Annotated in this window: 22 protein-coding genes; 9 read left to right on the plus strand and 13 right to left on the minus strand. The window is 56.0% G+C overall.

Going from position 1 to position 26,500, the window contains the following annotated elements; genetic code table 11:
* Window positions 1-15: 15 nt before the first annotated feature.
* Window positions 16-3,504 carry a bifunctional proline dehydrogenase/L-glutamate gamma-semialdehyde dehydrogenase PutA gene (gene putA / locus G482_RS19030; protein ID WP_051259091.1) on the plus strand — a complete coding sequence of 1,163 codons (3,489 nt, stop codon included), beginning with the start codon at window positions 16-18 and terminating at the stop codon, window positions 3,502-3,504.
* Between the two features lie 46 nt (window positions 3,505-3,550).
* On the opposite strand, the gene G482_RS0115255 is transcribed toward putA, so the two are convergent.
* The 5 genes from G482_RS0115255 to dnaB all read right to left on the minus strand — a co-directional run bounded on the left by G482_RS0115255 (window position 3,551) and on the right by dnaB (window position 11,966).
* Window positions 3,551-4,105: a phasin family protein gene (locus tag G482_RS0115255; protein ID WP_028450759.1), complete on the minus strand. Its 555-nt coding sequence runs from the start codon at window positions 4,103-4,105 to the stop codon at window positions 3,551-3,553.
* A 105-nt stretch (window positions 4,106-4,210) separates the two neighbouring features.
* Window positions 4,211-6,541: a serine/threonine protein kinase gene (locus tag G482_RS0115260; RefSeq protein WP_028450760.1), complete on the minus strand. Its 2,331-nt coding sequence runs from the start codon at window positions 6,539-6,541 to the stop codon at window positions 4,211-4,213.
* 182 nt (window positions 6,542-6,723) lie between these two features.
* Complete coding sequence (locus G482_RS19845; RefSeq protein ID WP_245575298.1) at window positions 6,724-10,041, minus strand: DNA translocase FtsK; 3,318 nt, start codon at window positions 10,039-10,041, stop codon at window positions 6,724-6,726.
* Window positions 10,042-10,043: 2 nt separating this feature from the next.
* Window positions 10,044-10,415 carry a cupin domain-containing protein gene (locus tag G482_RS0115275; protein ID WP_028450761.1) on the minus strand — a complete coding sequence of 124 codons (372 nt, stop codon included), beginning with the start codon at window positions 10,413-10,415 and terminating at the stop codon, window positions 10,044-10,046.
* 102 nt (window positions 10,416-10,517) lie between these two features.
* A complete protein-coding gene (gene dnaB / locus G482_RS0115280) occupies window positions 10,518-11,966 on the minus strand; it encodes a replicative DNA helicase (RefSeq protein ID WP_028450762.1) in 1,449 nt (482 codons plus the stop codon).
* 108 nt (window positions 11,967-12,074) lie between these two features.
* Between dnaB and G482_RS0115285 the strand changes: the two genes are divergently transcribed.
* From G482_RS0115285 to G482_RS0115300, 4 genes are all read left to right on the plus strand, one after another.
* Window positions 12,075-12,503: a type II toxin-antitoxin system RatA family toxin gene (locus G482_RS0115285; RefSeq protein ID WP_028450763.1), complete on the plus strand. Its 429-nt coding sequence runs from the start codon at window positions 12,075-12,077 to the stop codon at window positions 12,501-12,503.
* Window positions 12,504-12,506: 3 nt separating this feature from the next.
* Window positions 12,507-12,812 carry an RnfH family protein gene (locus G482_RS0115290; RefSeq protein WP_028450764.1) on the plus strand — a complete coding sequence of 102 codons (306 nt, stop codon included), beginning with the start codon at window positions 12,507-12,509 and terminating at the stop codon, window positions 12,810-12,812.
* A gap of 109 nt (window positions 12,813-12,921) precedes the next feature.
* A complete protein-coding gene (gene rsxC / locus G482_RS19040) occupies window positions 12,922-14,271 on the plus strand; it encodes an electron transport complex subunit RsxC (protein WP_084414753.1) in 1,350 nt (449 codons plus the stop codon).
* Window positions 14,268-15,185 carry an RnfABCDGE type electron transport complex subunit D gene (locus tag G482_RS0115300; RefSeq protein WP_028450765.1) on the plus strand — a complete coding sequence of 306 codons (918 nt, stop codon included), beginning with the start codon at window positions 14,268-14,270 and terminating at the stop codon, window positions 15,183-15,185. Before rsxC ends, G482_RS0115300 begins: the two co-directional genes overlap by 4 nt.
* Before the next feature lie 27 nt (window positions 15,186-15,212).
* On the opposite strand, the gene G482_RS0115305 is transcribed toward G482_RS0115300, so the two are convergent.
* The 3 genes from G482_RS0115305 to G482_RS0115315 form a co-directional block, all read right to left on the minus strand.
* On the minus strand, window positions 15,213-15,683 hold the full coding sequence (locus G482_RS0115305; RefSeq protein WP_028450766.1) for an SRPBCC family protein: 471 nt from the start codon (window positions 15,681-15,683) through the stop codon (window positions 15,213-15,215).
* Window positions 15,684-15,746: 63 nt separating this feature from the next.
* A complete protein-coding gene (locus G482_RS0115310; RefSeq protein WP_245575299.1) occupies window positions 15,747-16,517 on the minus strand; it encodes an HAD-IIA family hydrolase in 771 nt (256 codons plus the stop codon).
* Between the two features lie 71 nt (window positions 16,518-16,588).
* Window positions 16,589-16,903 carry a nucleotide pyrophosphohydrolase gene (locus G482_RS0115315; protein WP_028450768.1) on the minus strand — a complete coding sequence of 105 codons (315 nt, stop codon included), beginning with the start codon at window positions 16,901-16,903 and terminating at the stop codon, window positions 16,589-16,591.
* A 66-nt stretch (window positions 16,904-16,969) separates the two neighbouring features.
* Between G482_RS0115315 and G482_RS0115320 the strand changes: the two genes are divergently transcribed.
* Together G482_RS0115320 and G482_RS0115325 are read left to right on the plus strand one after the other, a co-directional pair.
* Window positions 16,970-17,245: a hypothetical protein gene (locus tag G482_RS0115320; protein ID WP_028450769.1), complete on the plus strand. Its 276-nt coding sequence runs from the start codon at window positions 16,970-16,972 to the stop codon at window positions 17,243-17,245.
* Window positions 17,245-17,823 (plus strand): lysophospholipid acyltransferase family protein, encoded by a 579-nt coding sequence (locus G482_RS0115325; protein WP_028450770.1) that lies wholly within the window; start codon window positions 17,245-17,247, stop codon window positions 17,821-17,823. Before G482_RS0115320 ends, G482_RS0115325 begins: the two co-directional genes overlap by 1 nt.
* 147 nt (window positions 17,824-17,970) lie before the next feature.
* On the opposite strand, the gene G482_RS0115335 is transcribed toward G482_RS0115325, so the two are convergent.
* Window positions 17,971-18,174 carry a cold-shock protein gene (locus tag G482_RS0115335; RefSeq protein ID WP_028450771.1) on the minus strand — a complete coding sequence of 68 codons (204 nt, stop codon included), beginning with the start codon at window positions 18,172-18,174 and terminating at the stop codon, window positions 17,971-17,973.
* A 225-nt stretch (window positions 18,175-18,399) separates the two neighbouring features.
* Entirely contained in the window at window positions 18,400-19,038 is a 639-nt protein-coding gene (locus G482_RS0115340) for a YceH family protein (RefSeq protein ID WP_028450772.1), read from the minus strand.
* A 129-nt stretch (window positions 19,039-19,167) separates the two neighbouring features.
* Here G482_RS0115340 and G482_RS0115345 point away from each other — a divergent pair, with 129 nt between their 5' ends.
* Entirely contained in the window at window positions 19,168-20,295 is a 1,128-nt protein-coding gene (locus G482_RS0115345; protein ID WP_084414755.1) for an HD domain-containing phosphohydrolase, read from the plus strand.
* A 57-nt stretch (window positions 20,296-20,352) separates the two neighbouring features.
* Here the strand turns inward: G482_RS0115345 and G482_RS0115350 are convergent, their stop codons facing one another.
* The 3 genes from G482_RS0115350 to G482_RS0115360 all read right to left on the minus strand — a co-directional run bounded on the left by G482_RS0115350 (window position 20,353) and on the right by G482_RS0115360 (window position 24,383).
* Window positions 20,353-21,201, minus strand: a complete 849-nt coding sequence (locus G482_RS0115350) for a S4 domain-containing protein (protein WP_051259094.1) — start codon at window positions 21,199-21,201, stop codon at window positions 20,353-20,355.
* Window positions 21,202-21,298: 97 nt separating this feature from the next.
* Window positions 21,299-22,738 carry a pyruvate kinase gene (gene pyk, locus G482_RS0115355; RefSeq protein ID WP_028450775.1) on the minus strand — a complete coding sequence of 480 codons (1,440 nt, stop codon included), beginning with the start codon at window positions 22,736-22,738 and terminating at the stop codon, window positions 21,299-21,301.
* A 241-nt stretch (window positions 22,739-22,979) separates the two neighbouring features.
* Entirely contained in the window at window positions 22,980-24,383 is a 1,404-nt protein-coding gene (locus G482_RS0115360; protein WP_028450776.1) for an MltF family protein, read from the minus strand.
* A gap of 109 nt (window positions 24,384-24,492) precedes the next feature.
* On the opposite strand from G482_RS0115360, the gene G482_RS0115365 reads away from it, so the two are divergent.
* Window positions 24,493-26,409, plus strand: coding sequence for an ATP-binding cassette domain-containing protein (locus tag G482_RS0115365; RefSeq protein ID WP_028450777.1), 1,917 nt, complete (start codon window positions 24,493-24,495; stop codon window positions 26,407-26,409).
* Window positions 26,410-26,500: the final 91 nt, after the last annotated feature.

The following is a 26,500-nucleotide window of genomic DNA, read 5'->3' on the forward strand; positions in this document are numbered from 1 at the left end:
GGCCAAGGGACCCATATGCTGCGCTTGCCCACTGCCCTCTTTGATTTACCGCGCGATTTACTCGCGCTGACGCAGTTGCGCGCGGCCGACGAAGCGCGCTTGGCGAGCCAGCAACCTTGCACCGGTATACTGGGCAGCGAACAGCAATTACGCGCCGATGCCATGGGGCATTTGCTGAGCCAGAAAGTGCGCCAGCTACGCCAAGCCACTGGTGGGCTGGATGCCTTGCTGGCGCAGTTTCCGCTGCACACCCCGGCTGGGCGCGCCTTATTAAATTTAGCCGAAGGGGTACTGCGTATCCCGGATGATGCGGCCGTTTCGACCTTAATTGCCGAGCAGCTGCACGCCGCCGATTGGCATGCCTTACGTGGGCAAAGCCCTTCCTGGCAAATCAATTTGGCCACTTTGGGTCTAGATTTGGCAGAAAGTTGGTCGTCCAGCTTAACCGACCCGCTGATTCGCGAATCGATCCGCCATGCGCTGTTGCGGCTGGCGAACCAATTTGTGATTGCGGATCACATTCAAGAGGCCTTACAACAACAAGCCAGCGAATTTCGCTATTCATTCGATATGCTGGGCGAAAGCGCAATGAGCCAGAGCGAAGCTAGGCGCTATGGAGAAGCCTATGCCCAAGCCATTGAGGCGGTGGGCCAATACAGCCAGGGTGCTGGGTATTTTGGCCCCAGTGTTTCGGTGAAACTCTCGGCCTTGCATCCGAAATTTCAGCTTGAGCAGGCCGACGCAGTCCAAGAGCAACTCTACCCGCAGCTATATGCCTTAGCCGAGCGTGCCATGCAGCTGGATATTGGGCTCACCATCGATGCCGAAGAAAGTGCACGCCAGCTCTTAACCCTGCAGCTTTTTGCCCGACTGATGCACGAGCCCAAACTGCGCGAATGGGCTGGGTTGGGGATTGCGGTGCAGGCTTATCAAAAAAACGCGCTCGAGGTGGTGAAATGGCTGAATAAGCTAAGCCGCGAGCTGCATAAACCGATTAGTGTCCGCCTCGTCAAAGGCGCATATTGGGATAGCGAAATCAAACTGGCGCAGCAAGCCGCCTTAAGCCACTATCCGGTCTGGACCGAAAAAAGCCGCACCGATCAGCATTATCTGGCCTGCGCGCAGGTGCTACTGCAGGCGCCGCACCGTATTTTTCCCCAGTTTGCCACCCACAATGCTTTTACCATCGCCCAACTGCATTTAATGGGCGAGCAGCAGCAATTTGAATATCAGGCCTTGCTGGGCATGGGCGAAGGCCTCTACCAAGCAGCCAGTGAAATGGGCATTGAACGCCCTTGCCGTCTGTATGCTCCGGTGGGCGATAGCCGCCAGTTGTTGCCCTACTTGGTACGCCGTTTCCTAGAAAACGGGGCCAATACATCGTTTATGCATCAACTGTTTCACCCTCCGGTGACGCCGCCCACTGCCAGCAAACGCTTAAAACCGCCCAATAAACTGTATTTGCCCCGCGAGACCCCCGCGCAAATCGACCCAGCCATGCTGGCGCAATGGCAAACCCGCATTGCCAGCATTAGTGAGCATACTAGCACCCAGTATCTGGCTACAGGGCTTATCCATCAATACACTGAGAGCAATACCCATAAGGTAGATTGCTTTAATCCTGCCCAAAGTAGCGACCGCCTTGGCGCCTATTGCCCCAGTCAACTGGCCGAGATTAATGTCGCCTTTGCTGCGGCCGAAGCTGCCGCGCCGCGCTGGCGCCTAACGCCCGTGTTGCAACGCGCGCAAGCGCTAGAGCAGACTGCAAATTTGCTGGAGCAGCAAGCCGCGCCCTTGCTGAATTTATTGGTACGCGAAGCGGGCAAAACTTGGCGCAATGCCGAGCAAGAGCTGCGCGAAGCCATTGATTTTTGTCGCTACTACGCGCAACAAGCCCGCCAGCATTGGCTACAGCAAGCACCGCAGCCATTAGGCGTTGTGGTGGCAATTAGCCCGTGGAATTTCCCGCTGGCCATTTTTACGGGCCAGATTGCCGCGGCGCTGATTGCCGGCAATCCGGTGCTGGCCAAGCCGGCCCCAGAAACGCCGCTGATTGCCAGCCTGGCCGTGCAATGCTTCCACCGCGCCGGCATCGGCACCGATGTACTGCAATTGCTGCTGGGTGGTACAGACGTGGGCGCAGCGCTTACGCTCGATCATCGCTGCCAGGGTGTGGCCTTTACCGGTTCGCTGACTAGCGCCAGGAAAATTGAGCAGGCCATTGCCGCATTTGGACCAGACCGCGTACTGGTAGCCGAAACCGGCGGGGTGAATATCCTGTTGGCCGACAATACCGCCCACCCCGAGCAATTATTACGCGATCTGGTTCAGTCGGCCTTTGATAGCGCTGGCCAGCGCTGCTCGGCCGCCCGAATTTTGTGTATTGAGGAACCACTAGCCAGCCAAATCTTGCCGCGCTTGCGCGAAATGCTGGCTGAGCTCTGTGTCGGCGACCCCAGCGAATTAGCCACCGAAATGGGCCCGCTGATTTCCGCAGCGGCCAAACAACGGATTGAAGCACGTATCCAGGCCTGGCAAAGCCAAGGTTTAGCAGTGTGGCGTACTCGCTGCACGCTGCCAAGCAGTGGGCATTTTCTCAGCCCCACGCTCGTTGAAATTAGTGACCTCAAGCAAGCTGGCGGCGAAGTATTTGGCCCGGTGCTGCAAGTGTTGCGCTATCCGCGCAAAGGCTTGGACAAACTCTTGCGTGATGTCGCGGCGCTGGGCGATGGCCTAACCATGGGCATACATACCCGGCTGGAAGAAACCATTCAGCGCTGTCGAGTGCTGTGCCCGGTCGGTAATGTGTATATCAATCGCAATCAGATCGGCGCACTAGTGGGGGGGCAACCCTTTGGGGGGCTCGCAGGCTCAGGCACAGGCCCGAAAGCGGGCGGCCCGTGGGCGATCTGGCGCTGGACTCGCGATGGCGACCCCTGCCAGCCGCATTATGCAGAACTCGCCGACACATTTAGTTTCCTGCGCAGCCTCAGTGGGCTGTGGCCGGATCTGGATCAGAGTGTTGATCTGGAAATCTTATGGGAGGACGCAGCCCGGCGCAGCCCACTCGGCCAGCCGCTGCCCTTGCCCGGCCCGACCGGCGAAGACAATACCCTGCACTATCAAGGGCGCGGTTTGGTCGCCTGCTTGGGGCACAGCGAATGGCTGCGGCTGCAGCAAGCGGGTATCGCCTTACTCACCGGCAATACGCCGGTATTACCTGCGACAGACCGTATTCAAGATTGGGCGCGCAAATTAGGTGAGCGGGTCATCTTTTGTGCCGAACCGCTGGCCGAAAAACTGGCCGCAGTGATGTACAGCGGCCCCGATGCGCACCTGTTGCGGCAGCAACTGGCTAAGCGCAGCGGCGCGATTGTGCCGCTCATTTTGCCCTTTGAAGATGGGCATTGGCCGCTCTATCAGCTGGTGGCCGAAATCACCGTCAGCCGCAATACCGCCGCGCAGGGCGGCGATATCGGTCTGCTAACCCATCAGGCTGAATAAAAAGCCACACCCTAGGGTGTGGCTCTATTCAGATTTGCTCAGCAGCTTAAGCGGCTTTATTGCCCGCTTTGCTGGCGGCAGCCACTGATTTGGCGCCAGTTTCAACCGCAGCTACAGTCGCTTCAGTCAGGTTAGCCGCGATGCGCTGGCTGGTTTTTTGTACGGTATCAAATGCAGTGTTGGCGCTTTCAACCGCGTTTTTCAGCAGTGCCACAGCGGCGCTACCAGCTGGCGCTTGTTGCGCAGCTTGTTCCAGTGACGACACCAGGTTTTTGTTGAATTCCAGTACTTGCTCTTCGATCAGTTTGTTCAGCTCGGCTTGCGTGCTGCTCGCAGCTTCGTACACCGTGCGGGCCACAGCGATGGTTTTTTCAACGCTAGGCTGAGTCAGAGTTTTTTGCAGATCAACCAGCTCTTGTACTGATTTAACTTGTGACAGTGATTTAGCTGTTTCAGCATTTTCGGCCAACAGATCACGAGCCAGTGACAGTTGCAGCTGGAACAGGCGCTCAGCACCACCCAGCGCGATATTCGTCAGGCGCAGTGATTTTTCCAGATTGGCTTGATTCAGTTCAGCAAATTGTTTCTGAGTGGCAAACATGGCAATCTCCAGGTAAGTTTGTGCATCGCAACAATTGCATTGTTGCCGCTTGCCTCCACGAGGTCAAGCATTATTTTGTGCGTCGCACAAAAGTTCACACAAACATCATCCCGCGGCAAACTGCTTTTGCCGAATCGCTAAAATTGCCTGATTGCGCAAGGTTTTAAGTAAATTCAACTGCTCATGTGGCAACTGCAGTGAATGCGCGGCCAAGCGGTCGGCATAAAACAGCCCCAATGGCTTTTTATCAATAATCACCGGAAACACAATTAGCGATTTAGCCGCCGAAGCACTGCGATACCAGGCCGGAATGCGCTGGCTGATACTTTCAGCATCGATGTCTTCAATCAATACATCGGCGCCCTTTTGCATCACCAATTGAAACACATCGTGCACCGGCGCCAGCGGATAGCTAAATTGCCGCTGCAGCGCTTCAATGTCATCGCCAAAGCCAAAGCGGGCCACCATCAGGCCGCGCTTGATGTCACGGGTGCAAAACAGCACATGATCAAAACCAATGCTGCGATACATGGTTTCTAGAATCATCCGCAGTACATCGTTGAGGTTGTAATCGCCAACGAGGGTACTGGTTATGTCTTGTATCCCGGCCGAGAGCACCGCCGCCGGATTGGCCAACGTGCCGTTGGCCGTGGTCGAGACCTGAATATCTGCCAGTTCGGATGGTGCCGCGGGGGCCGCCACCGGCTGGCGCCCCACCATGGCTCGCAGTTGATTAGCAAACTTGGTGGGGCCTGGGTCTATCCCCAGCACGGATAGATAATTGAGGTATTGCTCAGCCGCCTCTTGCATCAGATCATGCAAATCGCGCTCTTTCCAGCTCACCGCGGCGGCATAGCGTTTACTGAGGCCAGCTAAATGGCCCGCGGCAGCCTGCGGGCTTTGCGCCAGAGTGGGCAACAAATCACCGGCCAGATTGGCAAAGACCCGCAAACGCTCACCCTGATTGGCCGGCTCGCGCACTTTGGTCTCTGGTAAAGGACGCATGCTGGTAACAATGCGATCGGGGAAATTCCACTCTTTCGCAATCGCCTCGCCCAATTCGGCATAGCTCACGCCCAAAATCGCCTGCGCGGCCAGCGTTTCGGCCTCGCCGGTTTGGGCCACCCGTTTCATGATTTCAACGCTTTCTTCGTTGAAATAAAAATGCGTAAGCAAACGGCCCAAATGTTGAAACATGCCGCAAATCAGCGCTTCTTCGGTATCACGCCAACCCGATTTATCGGCCAGCCGCCGACAGAGCACGCCGCCAAAGAAAATTTCTAGCACCACATCACGCAGGCGGGCGGCATGGCCTTTATTCTGCATATGCTCAAACAGCAGCAAAGTCACCGCCAGACTGCGAATACGATCAAAGCCCAAAATCACGATCGCCCGCGAAATGGTGCTAATGGTGCCGCCAAATTGGCCAAAGCTGGCCGAATTCACCATTTTTAACAGCTTATTGGTCAGCGAAATATCATGCAAAATCACGCCCGATAGGCTCTGTATGCGTTCCGCTTCAGAGTCATCCACCCGATTAATCGCCTGAATGGTCTGCGATAGCGCTGGAAAATCGGCCGAATGGCGCATACGCCGGAGCAAAAATTCAATCGTGCTGTGCCGACCATCATTGGCGGCGGCGCCCGCTTCGCCGCTTTGCTCGAGCCAATCGAGCAAAGCCACCCGCATTTCGCCAGCATCGGCAAAGCGCGCCTGTGGGTCTTTAAACAGCGCCGTGAGCACCAGATGATCGAGCTGATCATTAATCTGGCTATTCAGGCTAGAGGGCGGCGCGACCGTAGCCGAGACGGTTTTATGCAACATGGCAAACATCGACTCGGCTTTCACCACCGGCTGGCCGGTCAGCATCTGGTACAGCATCGCCCCGCAAGCAAATACATCGGCCTGAGCATTGACCGGTAGATTACTGATTGCTTCTGGGGCGATATAACCCACGGTGCCATTGAGCTGTGGGTCGCGCTCGCCGGCGCTACTGGCCACCCCAAAATCCATAATCCGCGGCCGATCATGCTCATCCAGCATGATGTTTTGCGGCTTCATATCCCGATGCACAATGCCGCGCTGATGCGCGGCATACAGGCCTTCCAGCACCGCAGCCATGAGTTTTACCGCCGCTACCGACTCCAGCGGCCCCTGCCGCTGCAAGCGGGCGGCCAAGGTTTCTCCGGCCACATATTCAAACACCAGACAGGGATGCTGCTCATGGGCAAAGGCATCATGCAGCGTCACCAGATTGGGGTGATTCAGTTGGCTGATCATGCGTGCTTCGCGCAAAGCCTCAACCGGCTGGGTGTGCAATACCTTGAGGGCCACTGGCCGGTTTAACTGGGTATCGGTCGCCAAATACACCAAACCCTGCGCACCTTGCCCGAGTTTTTTCTCGGCCACGAAGCGACCATCGGCAAACGATTTCATCTCTCATCCAGACTTTGTGCTTTTATTCTGAAATCATAGCCTGCTTTGTGACTTAGATTACAGGACTATCGTGGAAGCAGCGCCAGCTGTGGCTTGGCAGCAGCAAAAATGCCGTTCGCATGGCGATTTTCAGGCAAAAAACAACCCGCCGTAGCGGGTTGGGAAGTGAAAGTGGTATTAAACTATTCGTGCGATGGCACCAGCACGCTGCGATTACCATTGCTTTCCATATTGCTTACGATCCCAGCAGCTTCCATCTGCTCAATCAACCGCGCTGCGCGGTTGTAACCGATGCGAAATTGCCGCTGTACCGCCGAAATCGACGCCCGCCGGCTGCGAATCACATGCGCTACCGCTTCGTCATACAGCGGATCGCTCTCTTCGCCTTCTGCCACGCTGCCACCACCATTGCCAGCTTCGGCCTCGTTGGCGGGATACAGCACCCCTTCGATGTAATCCGGTTCGCCCAGCTGTTTCAGGTATTCAACCACGCAATGCACTTCGGCATCATCGACAAACGCACCGTGGACGCGCTGTGGATAACCGGTGCCGGGCGGCAGGAACAACATATCGCCCTGCCCCAGCAAAGCTTCGGCGCCCATCTGATCCAAGATGGTCCGGCTATCCACTTTGCTCGACACCTGAAAAGCCAGCCGGGTCGGAATATTGGCCTTGATCAGCCCGGTAATCACATCCACCGACGGGCGCTGAGTGGCCAAAATCAGGTGTATACCGGCGGCGCGGGCTTTTTGCGCCAGCCGCGCAATCAGCTCTTCGATTTTCTTACCAGCCACCATCATAAGATCAGCAAATTCATCCACCACCACCACAATCAGCGGCAGCTTTTCTAGCGGCTCGGGTTGCTCGGGCGTGAGCGTAAACGGATTGCTTAGTTTTTCGCCGCGCGCGGCGGCTTCGGCCAGTTTCTGGTTGTAGCCGGCCAGATTGCGCACGCCCAGCGCACTCATCAGCCGGTAGCGTTTTTCCATTTCGCCCACACACCAATTAAGCGCATTGGCCGCCAGCTTCATATCGGTTACCACCGGCGCCAGCAAGTGCGGAATGCCCTCGTACACCGATAACTCCAGCATTTTCGGGTCGATCATGATCATGCGCACTTCATCGGGCGTAGCTTTAAACAGAATGGACAGAATCATCGCATTCACGCCCACCGATTTACCCGAGCCGGTGGTACCGGCCACCAGCATATGCGGGGTTTTGGCCAAATCGGTTGCTACCGGAATACCGCTAATGTCTTTGCCCAGCGCGATGGTGAGAGGCGAGCTTTGCTGCTGATATTCGGGCGAAGACAAAATTTCGGATAGCCGAATCATCTGCCGGCTTGGGTTGGGCAGCTCCAGCCCCATGCAGGTTTTGCCCGGAATGGTCTCCACCACCCGCACCGAAGCCAGGCCCAGCGAACGCGCCAAATCTTTGGCCAGATTCACCACCTGCGCGCCGCGCACCCCGGTGGCCGGCTCAACCTCAAAGCGGGTAATAACCGGGCCGGCATAGGCATCCAGCACACTGACTTTGACTTTGAATTCATTGAGCTTTTCTTCAATCAGAATACTGCGTTCCAGCAGCTCTTCCTGCGTCACCGGGATCGCCTGCGCGGCCGGTGGGCGCAATAATTCCAGCGGCAGGCACAAGCCATCTTCGGTGCGCCACTGATTGGTGCTGGCTTTCGGCGTTGGTGCGAGTTCATCGGGCCGTAAAAACTGGTTGGGGCGTACGACCGGCGTTTCGGCCGCTGGGGTCAGGGCCGGCTCCACATACCCAATAGGGGTATCACTCTCAAACGGCGAATTATCAAGTGCCGCAGGCAATACCTCTGCAGTAGACAACCAATGGTTCACCCCCTGATTTGGGGCAGTGTGCAAAGGTTGACTCTGCGGCTGAATCCACGACGTTGCCACAGGTGCGAGCGGCTCTGCCAGCTCCGGCGCGGTCGGCGGGTAGTATTGCTCATCGCTTAGATGCGCAAACGGATCAAGCTGAGGAGCCGTCTCTGTGGCTGGTGTGCTCGCCTCACTGACGGCTTCAGCCTGATGCAGATTGGGCGTAGCCACTACGGCGCTCACGGCAGCCTGCGCGGCCACTGCGGCACCGGGCACTTGAAACACGCGGATCACTTCCGGCGCCGGCGCCCGGGCGATGGGCGTGCTCGGTAACTCCGCGGCATGTGCGGCTGGAGTGACTGCCACAGCCGGAGTTTTGCCCGCTGCAGGATGATTTGGCGCAGCAGGTGCCACCGGCGCAGGGCTATGCGCTGTCGCAGCGACAGCAGCGGGCCGTACGACCGGTGCGGGAGCATCCACGCGTGCATGGCGCACTTCGCTCGGCGCCAGCTTGGCCGACGGACGCTTATTGGCGTGAATATCCTGCAGGCGCTCGCGAATTTCTTCGGGCTTGATAACCGGCAAGGGCTCAACCGGCTCCGCGGGCGGCAGCTTGGCGCCTTCCAGCGTTAATTTGCGCGCGCTGCGCTCCAGATTGCGCTGGATGTGCTGCATATCGATCACCGGCAATTCACGCCGCTGCTTACGCGGCCAATCGCGTACGGGCGGCGCGTATTGCAAAGGATCGGTGATTTGCGCGGGCGGAGCTTCAGTCGGTGCAGCCTCTGCACTAACTTCAGTTGCGCGAGGGGCCGTTTCGTTCGCCGTAGTTGCGCTCGCTACGGGCTCGGCGTTGACCTCGGCGGGTGGGCGCACTGATGTAGCGGCTTGCGTGCGCGGAGCTGCTGGTTGAACATCGCCGTTGGCTGTAGATGCTGCCGGCTGGCGGGGCGTAGCTGCCACCTCAGCCTGCGGCTGCACGCCCACGGGCGCGACAGGAGCAAACGCCGCGGGTGTTGCTGCAGCGCTGCGCGCCGGCGGGGTTAAGTATTCCGGATTGCGCGCCGTCGCTGGCGCCACCGCAGCTACAGCTGGTGTCTCAGGAGCACCGGCAGTTGGCATGCCTGGTTCAGTGTGCCGATGCAGCCCTTTTTCGTAATGCGCGCTGCGAATATACCCCTGCTCCGGCGCAAAATTCTCCTGCAGGATTTCCGCTTCGTCTGCAACGGCTGGCACCGTGGGCGAAGCAGAGCTGGCGGCTGGTTTGGCCGCCCGTGGGCCGAATAAAATGGCGTCGCTATCGAGCTCTGCCAGCTCGGCGGCGGGGTCTTTTTCGCGGCGCTGGGCCACTTGTTTCAGCTGTTCGGCACCGGTTTGCCACGCTGCGGCGACTTTGGCGCCCAATTTGCTCGCCACGGGGCTGAGTAATTCTTTGGCCGACGAAAGGCCTTTGCTGGCCGCATCGGTAATTGGTGCAATCGGCAAAACAAACAGCGGGTCGAGCCGATCTTTAGTGGCCGGCTCGGGCTCACCCGGCGCAGCGGCTTTTTTACCTACGCCAGACTCGGCAGCCGGCGGCGCTTTCGGTAGCTCCACCCCGGAGAGATCGCCCTCTAGTTTGCGATTCAGCGTGTCAAACAGCTGCTGAAATTTCTTCATCATTAACCTCGGGCGGCGCGATCGAGCACCACAAAATACTTGCGCACCGGTTCCAATACTTCAAAACGGCCTTCAAAGCCGGCCGGAATCACCGCCGCTTCGCCCGCCGCCACGATCACGGCACTGCCATCGGCACCGTGCAGGCAGACCTTGCCGCTGATCACGCAAAAAAACTCTTCTTTGTCGGCGGCAAAGCGAATTTGCCAGGCACCTACTTCGCACGCCCAAATGCCGCAGCTCAGTTGCCGATCGCTCGATTCGTAGTGTGTCCAGGTTTGGCGTTGCGGATTACCGCTCACCAGCCGCTCTGGGCGCGGGTAATCAATACTTACCGGCACGGTTTGCTGGAAATGGGTAATCGTTGGCGTATTCATGCGGTTTTTCCTCTACTGCGCGACAGCCAATCCTGCCGAAGGCACGGCAATGGGCTGCGTTACTTGAACATTGACTACAGCGGCTGCGGATTTGGCTGCAGCTTACTCCAGATCACTATTCCAGCCATCCGGACGCATCAGCGCATTATCAAAACGCGAGTACATGCCCTGAAAGACCAGCGGAATCCGCCCTACCGGGCCATTCCGGTGCTTACCTAAAATGCACTCCGCCAAGCCTTTGTGCGGGCTGTCGGGGTTGTAGTATTCATCGCGGTACATAAACATGATCAAGTCCGCATCCTGCTCGATCGCCCCGGATTCACGCAAATCGGACATCATCGGGCGTTTGTCGGTACGCTGCTCGACCGAACGCGACAGCTGCGAGAGCGCAATAATCGGGCATTTCAGCTCGCGGGCCAGACCTTTGAGCGAACGCGAAATCTCGCCCAGCTCGGTGGCACGGTTTTGGTCTTTCGCGCCCGCGCGGCCGGCCATCAGCTGCAAGTAGTCGATCACAATCAAGCCCAATTGACCGCCACATTGGCGCGCCAAGCGGCGCGCACGGGTGCGCACATCCAGTGCGGTCAGCGCACCGGTTTCCTCAATAAACAGTGGCGCTTCCGAGAGCTTGCCCACGGCGTGGGTGAGCTTGAGCCAATCTTCATCCTCAAAGCGGCCGGTTTTGAGCTTATGCATATCGATTTTGCCCACCGAACCCACCATCCGCATCGCCAACTGGGCCGCGCCCATCTCGAGCGAGAAAATCGCCACCGGCAGCTTGCTATGAATGGCCACATTCTCGGCAATATTGACCGAAAACGCCGTTTTACCCATCGAAGGCCGGCCGGCCACAATAATCAGATCGCCGCCCTGCAGGCCGGACGTCATTTTATCCAGATCGATAAAGCCAGTTGGCGTGCCGGTGACTTCAGACGGGTTTTCTTGCTGATACAGATAATCGATGCGCTCGACGATTTCTTTCAGAATCGGCGGCATGGTATGAAAACCCTGCTGCCCTTTGGCCGATTGCTCGGCAATCTGGAACACCTTGGATTCTGCTTCATCGAGCAGCTCTTTGGCATCGCGCCCATTCGGGAAATAAGTGGCGTCAGCAATATCGGTGGCCACACTGGCCAGCTGGCGCAGCACCGATTTCTCGCGCACGATTTCGGCGTAGCGCCGGATATTGGCCGCGCTAGGCGTGTTTTGCACCAGAGAGCCCAAGTACGACAGCCCGCCCACGTAGGTCAGATCGTTGGTGGTATCGAGCGATTCTTTAACCGTAATCACATCAGCCGGGCGGTTGTGCTCAATGAGCTTGATAATCGCCTGAAAGATCCGCCGATGGTCTTCGCGATAAAAATCCTGTTCAGTCAGGATATCGGCGATCCGGTCAAAGGCGGTGTTTTCCAGCATCAAACCACCAAGCACCGATTGTTCGGCCTCGACCGAATGCGGGGGCATCCGGAAGTTGGCGGTTTCATCCACCGGGGCCGGCTGACGGTAATCGGCTTGCGTGTCGTGTTCTAGCTCGGTAGGATATTCGTTCATTTTCACTCTATGGCGACAAAACGCGGCCTGATTTCCAGCTCCGCGCGACATCGGTTAGCACCTGCTGCTGCGAGCCGTGTATTTTACCCCGCCAGCCCATTGATGACCATGCAGTCCATTCGTAAAACCGTCCTTGTCCCCCACTCCGCCGCCCAGATGTATGAATTGGTTGACCGGGTGGAAGATTACCCGCGGTTTTTACCCTGGTGTGGCGGCGTAGAAGTGCATGAACGCAGCGAAACGGTACTCGATGTCACCGTGCGGATCGAATTTTTGAAAGTCAGCACGTTCTTTCGCACGCGGGATACCAAAACCGAAAACGAAATCGTCATGCATTTTGTCGACGGCCCTTTCAAAGCCCTCACCGGCATCTGGCGCTTTCAACCGCTGATGGAAGACGCCTGCAAAATCGAGTTCGAGCTCGATTACGAATTTTCCAGCCGCACCCTCGACGCCGTGATCGGCCCGGTGTTTGGCAAGATCACCAGCACTTTTGTCGATGCTTTTGTGAAAGAAGCCGACCGCAAATACGGATAAACAATGAGCCAAATTACCGTCGAGGTGGTCTACGCCACCGCCAGCAAACAAAAACTGTTGAGCCTCAAAGTGCCCACTGGCACCACCGCCCAACAGGCGATCGAACAATCCGGCATCTTGGCCGAGTTTCCCGAGATCGATTTAACGCAGCAGAAGATCGGCATTTTCGCCAAAGCAGTCAAACTCGATACTATTTTGCGGGAAAAAGATCGGGTCGAGATCTACCGGCCATTGATTGCAGACCCAAAAGAAGTACGTCGTCAGCGGGCGGCAGAAGGAAAAGTTATGAAGAAAGGCGGTGGGGAGTAAACCGCCAACTGCGGTGATTTGTACAACACCTGACAGGTATTAACAGGACAAGACAGGGAATACACCCTAATATTCGGGTTTTCCCGTACAGTGTTTTACCTGTTGCGTCATGTTTGCCAAAGTTTTTCGGGCGTTTAAGCCTTTTTCCAGCCCGCAGCAACTTGAGTTCCTTACCCAAGCCAATCCACATTGGCATGCTGAAAAGAACTGGCGTGGGGGCATAAAACTCCCCGGCAATAAACAACTAACCCGTAACAAGGCCATCACCCGCTTGCGCCCAGGGCAGGCGCTTTTGCGGATTCCCCTTGGCACCCAAGACCCCAGTACCGTGCAGGTCCACATTGGGCAGCGCGTACTCAAACAGCAAGCACTCAGCCATTCTGACCAAGTTCCTTGGTGTCATGCCCCCACTTCAGGTCATATTGTACGGATTATCAACGGCCATAACGCCAATGGCATACCGCAGCTGCTAGTTGAATTGCAAGCTGACGGCCTTGATATCGGACTACCTGAATCAGTACCTCCGAGACCTAGTCGCGAACAATTGCCGCAGTTTTTACATGAAATGGGAATTGTTGGCATGGGAGGCGCAGGGTTTTCCGCCGGAAAAAAAGTCTCGCTGCTGGATGATGTCCGCTTCTTATTGATTAATGGGGTTGAATGCGAACCCTATATCACTGCTGATGATCGACTCATGCGTGAACGCGCGATGGAAATAGTGCGCGGCCTTACCCAATTGGCGCAAATTATTCAGCCACGCTATATCCGCATTGGCATTGAAAGCAATAAACCTAAAGCCATTCAAGCGATGCAGCTTGCCTGCCAGGCAGCCAGCACGGCGATCGACGTTGTGACGGTACCCACGATTTATCCCGCCGGCAGCCAGCAATCACTGATCAAGTCGCTCACCAATATCCAAATGCAAGCCGGACAACATCCTAATCAACACGGGATTTTGGTTTTAAATGTGGCCACACTGTATGCGATTGGACAGGCCCTACTCTATGGTCAGCCGCTGACTCATCGTGTCGTCACCTTAACTGGCGACATTCAACGGCCATGCAATCTAGAAGTACCACTGGGCACCACCTTGAGTCAGTTGCTGCACAAAGTCAAACCACGCAATCCGCAATATCGGGTGTGGCAAGGCGGGCCCATGATGGGCAGCTGGCAGGATGATCTCAGTAGTGTGATTGGCAAAACCAATAGTTGCATCGTTATCCATAGCCAAGCCATTACTCCGCAAGCAGAGCTACCCTGTATCCGCTGTGCGCGTTGTGTCGATGCCTGTCCGGCGCAGCTACAACCGGTCGAGCTTTATCGTGCCATTCAGCAGCAGGACCAGCAGCGAATTCAGCAACATCGCCTCGGCGCCTGTATCGAATGTGGCGCTTGTAGCAGCGTGTGCCCAAGCCATATCCCACTTCGCGACACCTTCCGCCAGCAAAAACGCCGATGAATAGTGCCCTCACCTTACCTCGGCTGATGTTACTGGTATCTGCCTGCCTGCTACCTGGGATGCTACATTTCACCATGGAATGGGGTTTGATTGTCCCAGTCCAACTACTCTGGTGCTGTAGTTGCTGTGCATTTGTGGAATGGTTATGCAATCAATGGCTGAAACTGCACACGGCGCCATTAAGCAATTTCAGCTGGCTGGTAACAGGGATGTTGCTCGCCAAATCCCTCCCCCCTTTTACCCCAGCCCCGTATTGCTTGGGCGCAGCCTTCATTGCCGTTGGACTGGTGAAGTATGGCGCCGGTGGCCTTGGGAAAAACCGGCTTAATCCAGCCATGGTCGCCCTCGCCGTAATGGCACTGTGTTTTTACCAACCACTTCATCAAAGCGGTGAGATGAATGCCTCGTATATCCGCACGCTGCCGTGGCAGGAAGTACTTCTGCACTTTTTCAGCACCTCACTACCGAGCTTACCTGATGGGATGAGCTCAGCTACACCCTTAACACGTGGCAATTCGGCTGGGGCCTACAGCTGGAGCTGGCTGAGTTTCGCGTTTGGAGGATTGATTTTGGCTCGGCTGAAAATCATCCGCCTAGAGATTCCTGTGGCTATTTTGCTGAGCTATGTCACTTTCGAATTATTGATGGGTCATAGCTTGTGGCAGGCCTGCCAGCGATTTGGCTTGGGGGGGCTAGTCTTTGCGGCATTCTTTATCGCTACCGACCCAGTCACCAGCCCGCTCAGCCAGCTAGGGCGTTGGATTTATGGTGGCTTGATTGGCGCCATTGTCAGTCTGGCCCGCTGCAATGGCTTATACCCGGACGGGATCGCCTTCGCCATTTTGGCAGGCAATCTCATCACCCCGCATCTCGATCAGTGGCTCTGGCGCTGGCAAAACCGCCAAACAGCCTGAACGTACCCTACTACGCCCGCCACCTGATTACCCTAGACGCCCGCTCGCCGCCATTTCACGAATGGTGATGACGGTATCCAGATCCATTTGCTGCCACGCAGATTGCAGATAGCGCAGGTATTTTTCCAGCTCGGGATCGGGATCATCGGGATGTGGAGTTTCATAAATAAAGCGCACGAATAGTGCGCCGCTTTCCGGCTCTTCGATTTTCATCCACATCTGCCCACCCAAATGTTTGGCGCTGGGCTGGGTGTCGTAATGCACAGATTCTTCATGCTGGTAAGCGATGTGGTCGAGCACTTCTAGCTGTCCCATCACCACACGGCGCTGTAGGCCGTGGGCGCTGCGTTGCAGCACTTCGCTTTCATCGATGTGCTCAACAAACTCCATGGGCGACTCAGCACGCAGCACCAGCCCTTGCCAGAGCTGATTGCGCGTCAGCAGCAGCGGACCGGGTTGTTGCAGATCGTTGATTTGCACCAGATGTTCAAAACGCATGACCTATCCTCTGCTGAAAAAGGCGGCATTATACAAAAAGCCGCCGAGCGCCCCAAGCCTAGACTACAGCGCCTGGAAATCAATTTCACCGACATGGTTAAAGACATAGTCGGGCTTGTAGGGAAATTCATCCAGCATCGGCATGGTCGTAACCCCCGAAAGCACCAGCGCGGTTTTCATGCCAGCTTCCATGCCACCCACAATGTCGGTATCCATTCGATCGCCCACCATCACACATTCTTCCGGGTGCACACCCAGTTTGCGGCTGGCCAACATCATCATCAGCGCATTGGGTTTGCCGACGATATAGGGTTTTTTGCCGGTGGCAGCTGAAATCGCCGCCAAAATCGTGCCGGCTGCCGGCTCATTACCGCCCTCCACCGGATCGATCATATCGGGATTGGTACCGATAAATTTGGCGCCATGATCAATAAAACGCACGGCTTTCTTTAGCTGCTCGAAGCTAAAAGTCGACGATTTGGCGACGACCACATAATCGGGATTGGATTCGGAAATCGAAAACCCAACGTTGTACAGCTCATTGATCAGGCCACCGCCGCCAATCACATACACCTTGGCGCGCTCTTTTTGCTGACGCAAAAACATCGCCGTGGCCATCGCACTGGTGATGAAATTATCTTCCGTCAGGCCATGAACCCCCAAAGATTCGAGTTTGAGCTTCAAATCCAGCGGGGTTTGCTCGGCATTGTTGGTCAGAAACAAAAACGGCGTTTTGGCCGCCAGCAAGCGTTGCACAAACTCATTGGCACCGGGAATCAGCTGCTTACCGCGGTAAATCACGCCATCCATATCGGAAATTACACTGGTCACCATCGGGCATCCTCTTGGGGTATTGAGCTAGAGACTAATTAAAATAAGGCTTACCGGGCAATACATCAATCAACTTAGCGCGGCAAGGCGGGGTATTTTTGGGCATTTAACTGCATTTTGTGCAAAATTGCGGCTTCCAGATCCAGCCCCACTTCGTCGGCCAAACGCAGCATATATAGCATCACATCAGCCATTTCCTGCGCCACCGGTGAGGTGGTATCCACCGGTAAGTTTGCCGCCTCATCGGGCGTTAGCCATTGATAATGTTCAAGCAATTCGGCCATTTCCACCGACATCGCCATCACCAGATTTTTGGGGTTGTGGTAGGGGCGCCAGTCACGTTGATCGGCAAATTCGCGGGTTTTGCGCGCAAGTTCAGCTAAATTCATGCGTAAAGTCAGGACTGATTGCAGATGAATCCGTAGAATACGCCCTTCGCCTCAAGGATCACCAGCATGCCAATGAAAAAATACGAACTCGAGAAGCGCAAAGCCGAAAAACTGCACAACGACCTGCACGGTGCTAGCGCCCCCAACCGCTTTGCGGCGGGCGCCGGCGGCGTTCTCGATAAAAAAGAGCAGCGCAAACTCGATCAAGCCCAAGGCTTGGTACCGTTTGCCTGCAAACTGAAACAAGATCTGGTTAGCGCCCTGCACGAGCGCTGCACCGCTGAGGGCAAAACCCTGAACGATCTGCTCGACGAGCTGCTGCGCCAAGGATTGCAAAAGTAATGCGCCGCACCACCATTTTTGACACCCCGATTTTGCGCGACATTTTGCCGCCCATCAGTCGCTGGGCGCTAAAACGGCTGGGCTGGACCATTGAAGGGGAGTTTCCAGCGCTGGATAAATACGTGCTGATCGGCGCGCCGCATACCAGCAACTGGGATTTCCCGGTGGCGCTGGCGGTGTGTTTTGCTAAGCGCCAGAAAATCTACTGGATGGGTAAACATACGTTGTTTAGCGGCCCGCTCGGCCCGCTCTCGCGCTGGCTGGGTGGCATTGCCGTTGATCGCCGCCAGGCTAATTCACTGGTCGACCAGATCGTGAATGTGTACGCGCAAAGCGAACAGCTGGTGGTCGGGATACCACCCGAAGGCACGCGCAAAAAAGTCGAAAAGTGGAAAACCGGCTTTTACTACATCGCACTGGGCGCCAAGCTACCGATTGCGCTGGGCTATATCGACTTCAAGCGTAAAGCCGCGGGCTGCAGCGAGCTGTTTTACCCCACCGGCGATATCGAGGCCGACATGGCCAAAATTCGGGCTTACTATGCGCCGGTCGTGGGCAAATATCCGGAAAATCAGTAAACCCCACCTCGTTTAGCACAGGGGTATTTGCCGCTAAGCCAATCCAAATAAGGCTTAGATGGCGATACCCCATAAGTACAGCCAAACAGCAGACAAGAAAAAACCCGGCAGTGCCGGGTTTTTTTGCAACTACATGCAGACGGAGAATTAAACCGGCTGGATGTTAGAAGCTTGTTTGCCTTTAGGGCCGGTAGTTACTTCGAAAGTAACTTTTTGGCCTTCAGCCAAGGTTTTGAAACCTTTAGACTGAATTTGAGAGAAGTGAGCAAACAGATCTTCGCCACCTTCATCTGGAGTGATGAAGCCGAAGCCTTTAGCGTCGTTGAACCACTTAACGGTACCTTGTGCCATTTTTTGTATCCTAAAATGCGGAATAAATAAAAAGAATGCACGACATCAAGGGAAAGCACTGCGGTACGGCCAGGCCATTACGACACACACATCCACTGCTTGAAGATCCTGCGATGCATATCTTCCCCGAGCCCTGCTGCACTGGCAAGCGTTTTTTGCAGAAAAAACACTTAATTTGAACAAAATCGCATAATTACGACGTTCACTGTCGCAAAACGGGATTTTTCACGCCTCAAACTGACGTTTAAATGCAGAAAACTCGTTTTTTAGCGTCACGATTTCTTCTTCCAGCGCTGCAATGCGCGCGAGCAATTCGCCACTAGCCTGTGGCGAACTCGCGACAACCGCTTCGGCCAATACCGGCTCACCACACAATAAATGCGCCCAGCGCGATTCACGGGCCCCTGGCTGACGTGGCAGCAACTGCACCAAAGCGCCGGCGCTGCGCTCGGCCAGTTCGGCCAGAAACCCCTCCAGCGCGGAAATATCGGCAAACCGATGCAGGCGCTCGCAATGGCTGCGCAATTCAGCCGCGGTTTGCGGGCCACGCAACATCAAGGTGGCCAGCACCGCCACCGACTGACTCGGCACCCCCAGCTGTGACCCAAAGCGATGGCTGTAGCGCGCCACTCGCCCCGCCAAGTGGTCGGCAATCCAACCTGCACTTTTTAATTCATCCAGCGCGGCCAGAATCTCGCTCTCGCTCAGCTCCATCACCGGCTCACGCGCGGTTTTCTGATTACACCCGGTTTGCAGGCCGTTGAGCGAAAGCGGATAGCTATCGGGCACGGTGCGTTCTTTTTCGATCAAGACCGCTAAAATGCGGGCTTGCACTGGGCTTAGAATCTGGGTTGGGCTGCTCATACTTGGATTTCCCCATTGGCGCGCGCCGCGCTATAACAAAGAGAATCAATCTTACGGCATGTGCCGCGCGCGTGAAACGCTCAAGCGCACACAGCCATGCCCTTTTACCCTCTTTTCGCCGGATGCCCCATGCCTAGCCCTTTCCTGCCCAATAAAGCGGCACTGAATCAGCCCCAAGTTGAAGACTGGAATTCCTTTCGGGACTTTCGCGATGGCTTAGCCGACAACGCCCCCAAAATTGAGGCGCTGATTGCCCAGCTGCGTAGTCAACCGAATCAGATGCCGGTGGTGGCCGATTTATTTCGCGCGTTTCACAATATCAAGGGTGATGCTGGCTTATGCCGGCTGGAGTTTGTCTTGCCGCTCATTCACGCAGTGGAAAGCCTGCTCACCCGCATGCGCGCCGGCGAGTTGTTGTTTACCGATTTGCTCGGCGAAGTATTTCTGCTGACGCTCGATCGGCTGGAGCAGGCCATTGATCTATTGGAGCGCCATGAGCCCGCCAATGGACTGGCCCTTCTCACGCTGTGTGATGGGCTAGAAGGCTTGGCGCTGTTCGAGCAGGCACAGATTGATCAGGCGGCGGCGCGGCTGATTGAAGCCATTACCGGCTTTCGCCCCGGTAATAGCCATTTGCCGGCGCGGGAAGCGGCCTTGCAGGCCCGCAGCAAGCTGGAGCAAGACGATGACCTGCGTTACTTTCGCGAGCTGGCCTTGCAGCTGGAAGCGCGCTCAAACGCCTTTCAGGGTCGCACCGATCGCAATCTGACGCTAGCCCTGGCCACTAACCGCGAAGTGGGCAACCGGGTCGATCCGCAGCAGCTGGAAGCGGCGGTGTATTTGCATGATCTGGGCATGATGTTTCTGCCCGAACATCTGTGGCTTAAAAGCGCACAGCTGGATACTACCGAGCGCGAGCAGCTCAAACGCCATCCGAGCTGGGGTGCGGAGTGGTGCAACCGGATTCCTGGCTGGCAAGCCGCTGCGGAAATGATTTTGCAACATCATGAGCAAGCCAACGGCAGCGGCTACCCGTATGGGCTCAAGGCTGAGCAGATTTGTGACGGCGCCAAAATTTTGGCGATTATTGATGCGTTTGATGCGATTTTGCTGCGCCACAGCCACCGTGGGCAGCAAAAATCGCTGTTGCGCGCAATTGCCGAGATTAATGCCGGCGACCGGCAATTTGCCAGCGACTGGATTCAAGCCTTTAATCGGGTGATCCGTCGCCATCTGGAAGGCCAACAAGATACTTAGGCAGGTATTTCCCTATAAAGCACATCAGTGCTTGCTTTTAAGGCAATACCCTAGCAATCAGAAGCGTTCATCCGCGTGTAAATAGCGCCACTGGCCTTCGGCCAAACCGCCGAGCGCCAAGCGACCTATCCGCAGGCGCTTGTAATTGCCGCCTTCAACTTCCCCCGCTTCGCACCAATCCGGCACCAGATACGGTGAATTGGCCCGCAGCACCAGCCGTAATTGCTGCTCGTTTTGCTGGGTGACTTTCCAGCCTTTCATCGGCTCACCGTCAAATTCTTTTAGCGCATTCATTTGCGCCAGTTGGGCGGCGGTGGCTGGCGCGCGCAATTGCAGCAGATATTCCTGCTCGAAATCACGGTATTGCTTCAGCGTTTGCGCCAGCCGGCGATCTTGCGTCAGCACCAGCAAGCCACTGGCTTCCCGATCTAGCCCCAGCGGCAGCAATAGCCCCTGGCGGTGGCGCTGCAAATACGCGTAGCCCGTTTGATCATCCGGGCTGCGGCTGCGCTCGGCAAAAGCGGCGAGAAAATCGGCGACTTCCCAACCATCGACACCGGCCGGTTTATGCCAGAGGATGCTGATTTTTTCCGGCTGATTGGCCAGGCGCTCCAGATCGATTGGCAGCAGATTGATGTGCTGGTCGGCAAACACCCGGCTACCCAAGGTAGTGACAACCTGGCCATCGACTTCGACGCGGCCCGCTTCAATCAGCCGATCCGCCTGACTGCGCGAACACAGGCCGAGCTCGGCCATGCGCTTGGCCAAACGCACCGCTTCGCCACCGGCCGGCTTAAAGGCATCCGCCGCTTTGGCTGGCTTGGCTCGACTGGGTTTGGCCGCTGATGCGGTTGGCTTACGCGGGCTGCGTGGGCTGGCTGGCTGTTTGTCCGCCGATTTTTTCATGTCTTGCTCCTACAGATGGCCACCACTTCAGCATAGTGCCCACCAAAATAAAAAACGGCCGGATCAACCGGCCGTGTTGCCTGACGCATGATAGCGCTTAGCGGTTACCTTGCGCCACCTGGATGATACGCATGGTATTGGCGCCTGAATTCACGCCATTCACTGGCGAAGCCAGCGTTACGATCAGACGATCACCCGGTACCACTTTGCCACTACGCAGCAGCTCGAGCTGGGCAAAGGCCAAATGTTGTTCACGATCTGGGCCCAGATTTGGATCAACCATCACTGGCTGCACATGGCGATACAGTGCCAGTTTGCGATAGGTGTTGATCTCTTGTGTGAACACATAAATCGGTACACCCGTGATATAGCGTGACAGCCACAGCGCTGAAGCGCCCGAGTGTGAAATACACACGATTGCTTTCACTTGCATATTGCTGCTGGCATACACCGCCGCCATCGTTACAGCCTGATCAATGCGCTCGAAGTCGCTGACATTGTCAAACTCGCCTTCGATTTTGCTTTCGCCTGATTTTTCAGCTTCGGCAATCGTCCGAGCCATGGCTTGCACCGCTTCCAGCGGGTATTTACCCGCTGCAGATTCAGCCGACAACATCACGGCATCAGTACCATCCAGTACGGCATTGGCACAATCTGACACTTCGGCGCGGGTGGGCACTGGGCTGCTGATCATTGATTCCATCATTTGCGTCGCAGTGATGGTCAGTTTGTGCTTTTTACGCGCCAGTTTGATCATGCGTTTTTGCAGCGCAGGCACGGCAGCATCGCCGACTTCAACCGCCAGGTCACCGCGGGCTACCATGATGCCGTCAGAGGCATCCAGAATTTCTTCCAGATTATCAATCGCTTCGGTGCGCTCGATTTTGGCAATCAGCAGCGCGTGTCCGCCTGCCGCGCGTACCAGGGTGCGCGCCATATACATATCGGCCGATGATTTCGGGAATGACACGGCGATGTAGTCCGCTTCCAGCTTGGCCGCGGTTTTGATGTCTTCCATGTCTTTAGCCGTCAGTGCCGGCGCCGTCAGACCACCGCCTTGGCGGTTAATCCCTTTATTGTTCGACAAGGTGCCGCCCACTACAACCGTGGTAAACACTTTGGCGCCCACGACTTGATCAACCACCAGCTTGAGCTTGCCATCGTCCAGCAGCAAGATCGCACCGGGCTCAACATCATTGGGCAGCTCTTTGTAATCCAGACCCACTACGTCTTGGTTACCCAGCTCGCATTCGGCGTCCAGAATGAATTTCGCGCCTTTGGCCAGCTCGATTTTGTTCTTTTCAAATTTACCCACCCGGATTTTCGGGCCTTGCAAATCGGCCAATACAGCCACTGATTTGCCCAGCTTGGCCGCAATAGCGCGGACAGTAGCGGCGCGATCGATGTGATCTTGCGCGCTGCCGTGTGAGAAGTTCAGACGCACGGTGTTCACACCGGCTTGAATCAGGCTTTCCAGGACCGCTGGATCAGTAGAAGCTGGGCCCAGCGTGGCCACGATTTTGGTGCCGCAATGCATAAATGGAACTCTCCGAAGATAAACAGAAATGACTTTAGGCCGAACGATACGCCAGTTAAACGCGTAAATACATGACCCAGCACAGAGAAAAAAGCTAAACCTGTATTTTGTTTCAACTTTTTTTGCAGCATTTCAGCCCGATTTGCTGCAATAAATCGCGTAGTTTTATTACAAATTGCAACAATTATACCCTGCGCCGCGCCCGTGTTTCGTGATCAGGCGCAAAGAAGCTGACTACTGCCTATTCGCTGGCTTTTTTCTGTTTTTGCCGTGCTCGCTCAGCCGCCTGATAGGCCAGATAGTAGCGATTTACAGTCGAAACATAATCGACCATGCCCTTGCTGACCGTAGAGAGCGCGATTTTTTCAACGTTCCCCACCCAGACATTCGGATCGAGGCCCTTGGCTTTGGCTTGTCGGCGTAATTGCTCCAGCCGCCCTTCGCCCGCGTTATACGCGGCAATCATGAAATACAGTTGATTTTCTTCATTGATGCCCTGCTTGCTGTACATCTTGCGCAAGTAATCGAGGTATACCGCGGCGGCCGAGACATTGCCTTCATGCGAATGTGGGTCACGCACCCCCATGGCGCGGGCGGTGGACGGGTTGATCTGCATAATGCCGGTAGGGCCTTTCTGGCGGATCACAGGGTTGAGCTTAGATTCTTTCTGCCCAATAGCCGCCAGCAGCAGCCAATCAAGATTATTCGCCGCCGCGGCGGCTTGAAAAATCGGCGCAAAAATCGCCAGCTTATCCATCGACGACACTTTGTCATCACTGCGCGCTACTTTCGCGCCACTGATCAAATGCGGGCGCGTTAGCTCGATGGCTTTATCCATATTGGTAAATTGTTTGCTCTGGATATAGCGGTTCAAATCCTCGACCAGCGCCGGCTGGTCGGGGCGCACCGCCCACTGATAAGCCACTTTTTGCCCCAAGCATTCACCGACTTTCAACGCTGGATATTGGCTGCTCCACAAGCGTGTAACCAAGCGGCTGGCCAAAGTGAGCTGGGTTTCGCCCTGCTGAATCGCACGCAAGATCATTTCGGCGTTTGCGCCAAGGGCGGCGTCTTTTAATTTGAGATCTGTTTGTTCGTTACTGAGCAGCCGCCGGCCAAAACTGGAACTCGGTAACTCTACTTCTTCGTCCAGCCCCGCCAGCTGCCGACTGGCGCTGCCGACCAAACACCATTCGTCGCGAGCATAGGGCTCGGTGACCCCCACCAGTGCTTTCAGCCCGTCTAGCTGCGGCAATAGCCCTGCCGCAATATCCCCACGGCCTTCACGTAAGGCGGGGATCAATTCACCGGCATCCAGCGGAATAAACTGCAAACGCACCGGCGGCTGGCCTTTTCCGCGCCGGCGCGTGAGCTCGGATTCAAAGCCCTGCAATAGCGCATATTCAAGCCCATGCGGGCGGCCATCTTTTAAAAAGTAAGTCGAAGGGCCCAGCGCCACCAACACCCGCAGACGCCCTGGCGGCTTAGCCGGATCATAAGGCGCATCCAGTAAATCGGCGTTATCCGCCACGATGGCTGGATGGGTGCTACCTTGCGCTGCGGCCACCGGCTTTTTTTTCGCGGCCCACACACTGGGGCTAAGGGCAAAAAAAGCCAGCAAAATCAGGAGTAAAACACGCTGCATGCGGATGCCTCCATCGTCAGATTGGCCTCGATTCTAGCTTGGGCGATGTCATAGTCCAAACACTGGCCGTATAATTTGTGCTTTCGTTCAAAAAGTTAGTGTTCAAACCATGCCCGTTTTGCTCGTAGAAAATGCCCACCTCGCCTATGGCCACTGGCCGCTGCTGGACGGTGCCAGCCTGGTGCTCGAACCGGGTGAAAGGGTTGGTTTGATTGGCCGCAATGGCGCAGGCAAGTCGTCCTTGCTAAAGGCGATTGCCGGGGTCAACAAGCTGGATGACGGCACCATCCGTCTGGTTAACGATGCCCGAATGGCCTTTGTGCCGCAGGAGCCAACGTTTAATCCAGATCACACTGTCTTTGAAGCCGTGGCCGAAGGGCTGGGAAATGTGCGGCAGCTGCTGATTGATTACCACCATGCCACCCAACATCTGGATGGCAGCCAGCAGAGCATGGACGAATTAACGCGCTTGCAGCATGCGCTGGAAACGCAAGACGGCTGGCGGTTGGACTCGCTGATCAGCAATACCCTGTCGATTTTAAAACTCCCCGCCGATGTGCAGATTAAAACCCTGTCTGGCGGTTGGAAAAAACGCGTAGCCCTCGCGCAAGCCTTGGTTACCGAGCCTGATCTACTGCTACTGGACGAGCCAACCAACCATCTGGATGTGAATGCCATCGAGTGGCTGGAAACCTTACTCAAAGGCTTTGCCGGCAGCGTGTTGTTTATTACCCACGATCGCTCCTTCCTCGACAATATCAGCACCCGGATTATCGAGCTGGACCGTGGCCAGCTAGCGAGTTTTCCGGGCAACTTTAGCGCCTATGAAAATCTAAAGGCCGAAATGCTGGCCCAGGAAGACGTCGTTAATCGTAAATTCGACAAATTCCTGGCGCAGGAAGAAGTCTGGATTCGTAAAGGCGTTGAAGCCCGCCGCACCCGCAATGAAGGCCGCGTACGCCGGCTCGAGCAATTGCGCCGCGATCGCGCCGCACGACGCGAACGCGTGGGCAACGTTAGTTTTCAGCTTGATGCCGGCGAGCGCAGCGGCAAGCTGATTGCCGAGCTGGAAAACGTGAGCAAAGCCTACCCCAACCCGGACGGCAGCGAAAAAGTACTCATCAAATCGTTCACCACCCGCCTGCTGCGGGGCGACAAGGTCGGGCTGATCGGCCCCAATGGTGCCGGTAAAACCACATTATTGAAGCTGATTTTGGGTCAGCTTGCGCCCGACACCGGCACAGTCAAACAAGGCACCAATTTGCAAGTGGCCTACTTTGACCAGTTCCGCGAACAGCTGGACGAAGAACTCTCGGTGGCCGATACCGTGGGCCAAGGCAATGATTACGTCGAGATCGGCGGCCAGCGCAAGCATGTGATGGGCTATCTGGAAGAGTTTCTATTCCCCGCCGAGCGGGCCCGCAGCCCGGTGAAATCACTCTCGGGCGGCGAGCGCAATCGCCTTTTGCTCGCGCGGCTGTTTACCAAACCGGCCAATATCTTGGTGCTGGACGAGCCCACCAATGATCTGGACATCGATACTCTCGAATTGCTGGAAGAACTGCTTGCCAGCTACCCCGGCACCGTGTTTGTGGTCAGCCACGACCGGGCATTCTTGGATAATGTCGTCACCCAGACCATCGTCTTTGAACCCAATGGCGTGCTTTTGGAAAACGCTGGTGGTTATGCCGACTGGATGAGTGCTCGCGAGCGCATGCTGGCCCAGCAAGACGCGAAAAAGCCGGCAAGCAGTGCGCCAGCGGCCAAAACCAGCGCTGAAAAGCCACGCAATCAACGCACTAAGCTCAGCTATAACGAAACCCGCGAGCTGGAACGGCTGCCTGCCGAACTTGAGGCCTTGGAAGCCGAGCAAGCAAATTTGCAACAATCTTTGCTTGATCCCGAGCTTTATCGCAAAGAGCCGCTGAAAGCCCGCGAAATGCAAGATAGAATTGCGACTATTGAAGAGCTGGTTATGGCCAAACTGGAGCGCTGGGAAGCGCTGGAGGCGAAACAAAATCTTTAGTCTGGGCGCAATTCGGCAAGCCAGTCACCCCAATAATCACAAAACCCGGCAGACCCTGCGTGGTCTGCGCAGCGGTTTACTGGGGTTTTAT

Origin of the sequence: Chitinibacter tainanensis DSM 15459, assembly GCF_000429785.1 — a bacterium.
In the GTDB taxonomy this organism is placed as follows: Bacteria; Pseudomonadota; Gammaproteobacteria; order Burkholderiales; family Chitinibacteraceae; genus Chitinibacter; species Chitinibacter tainanensis.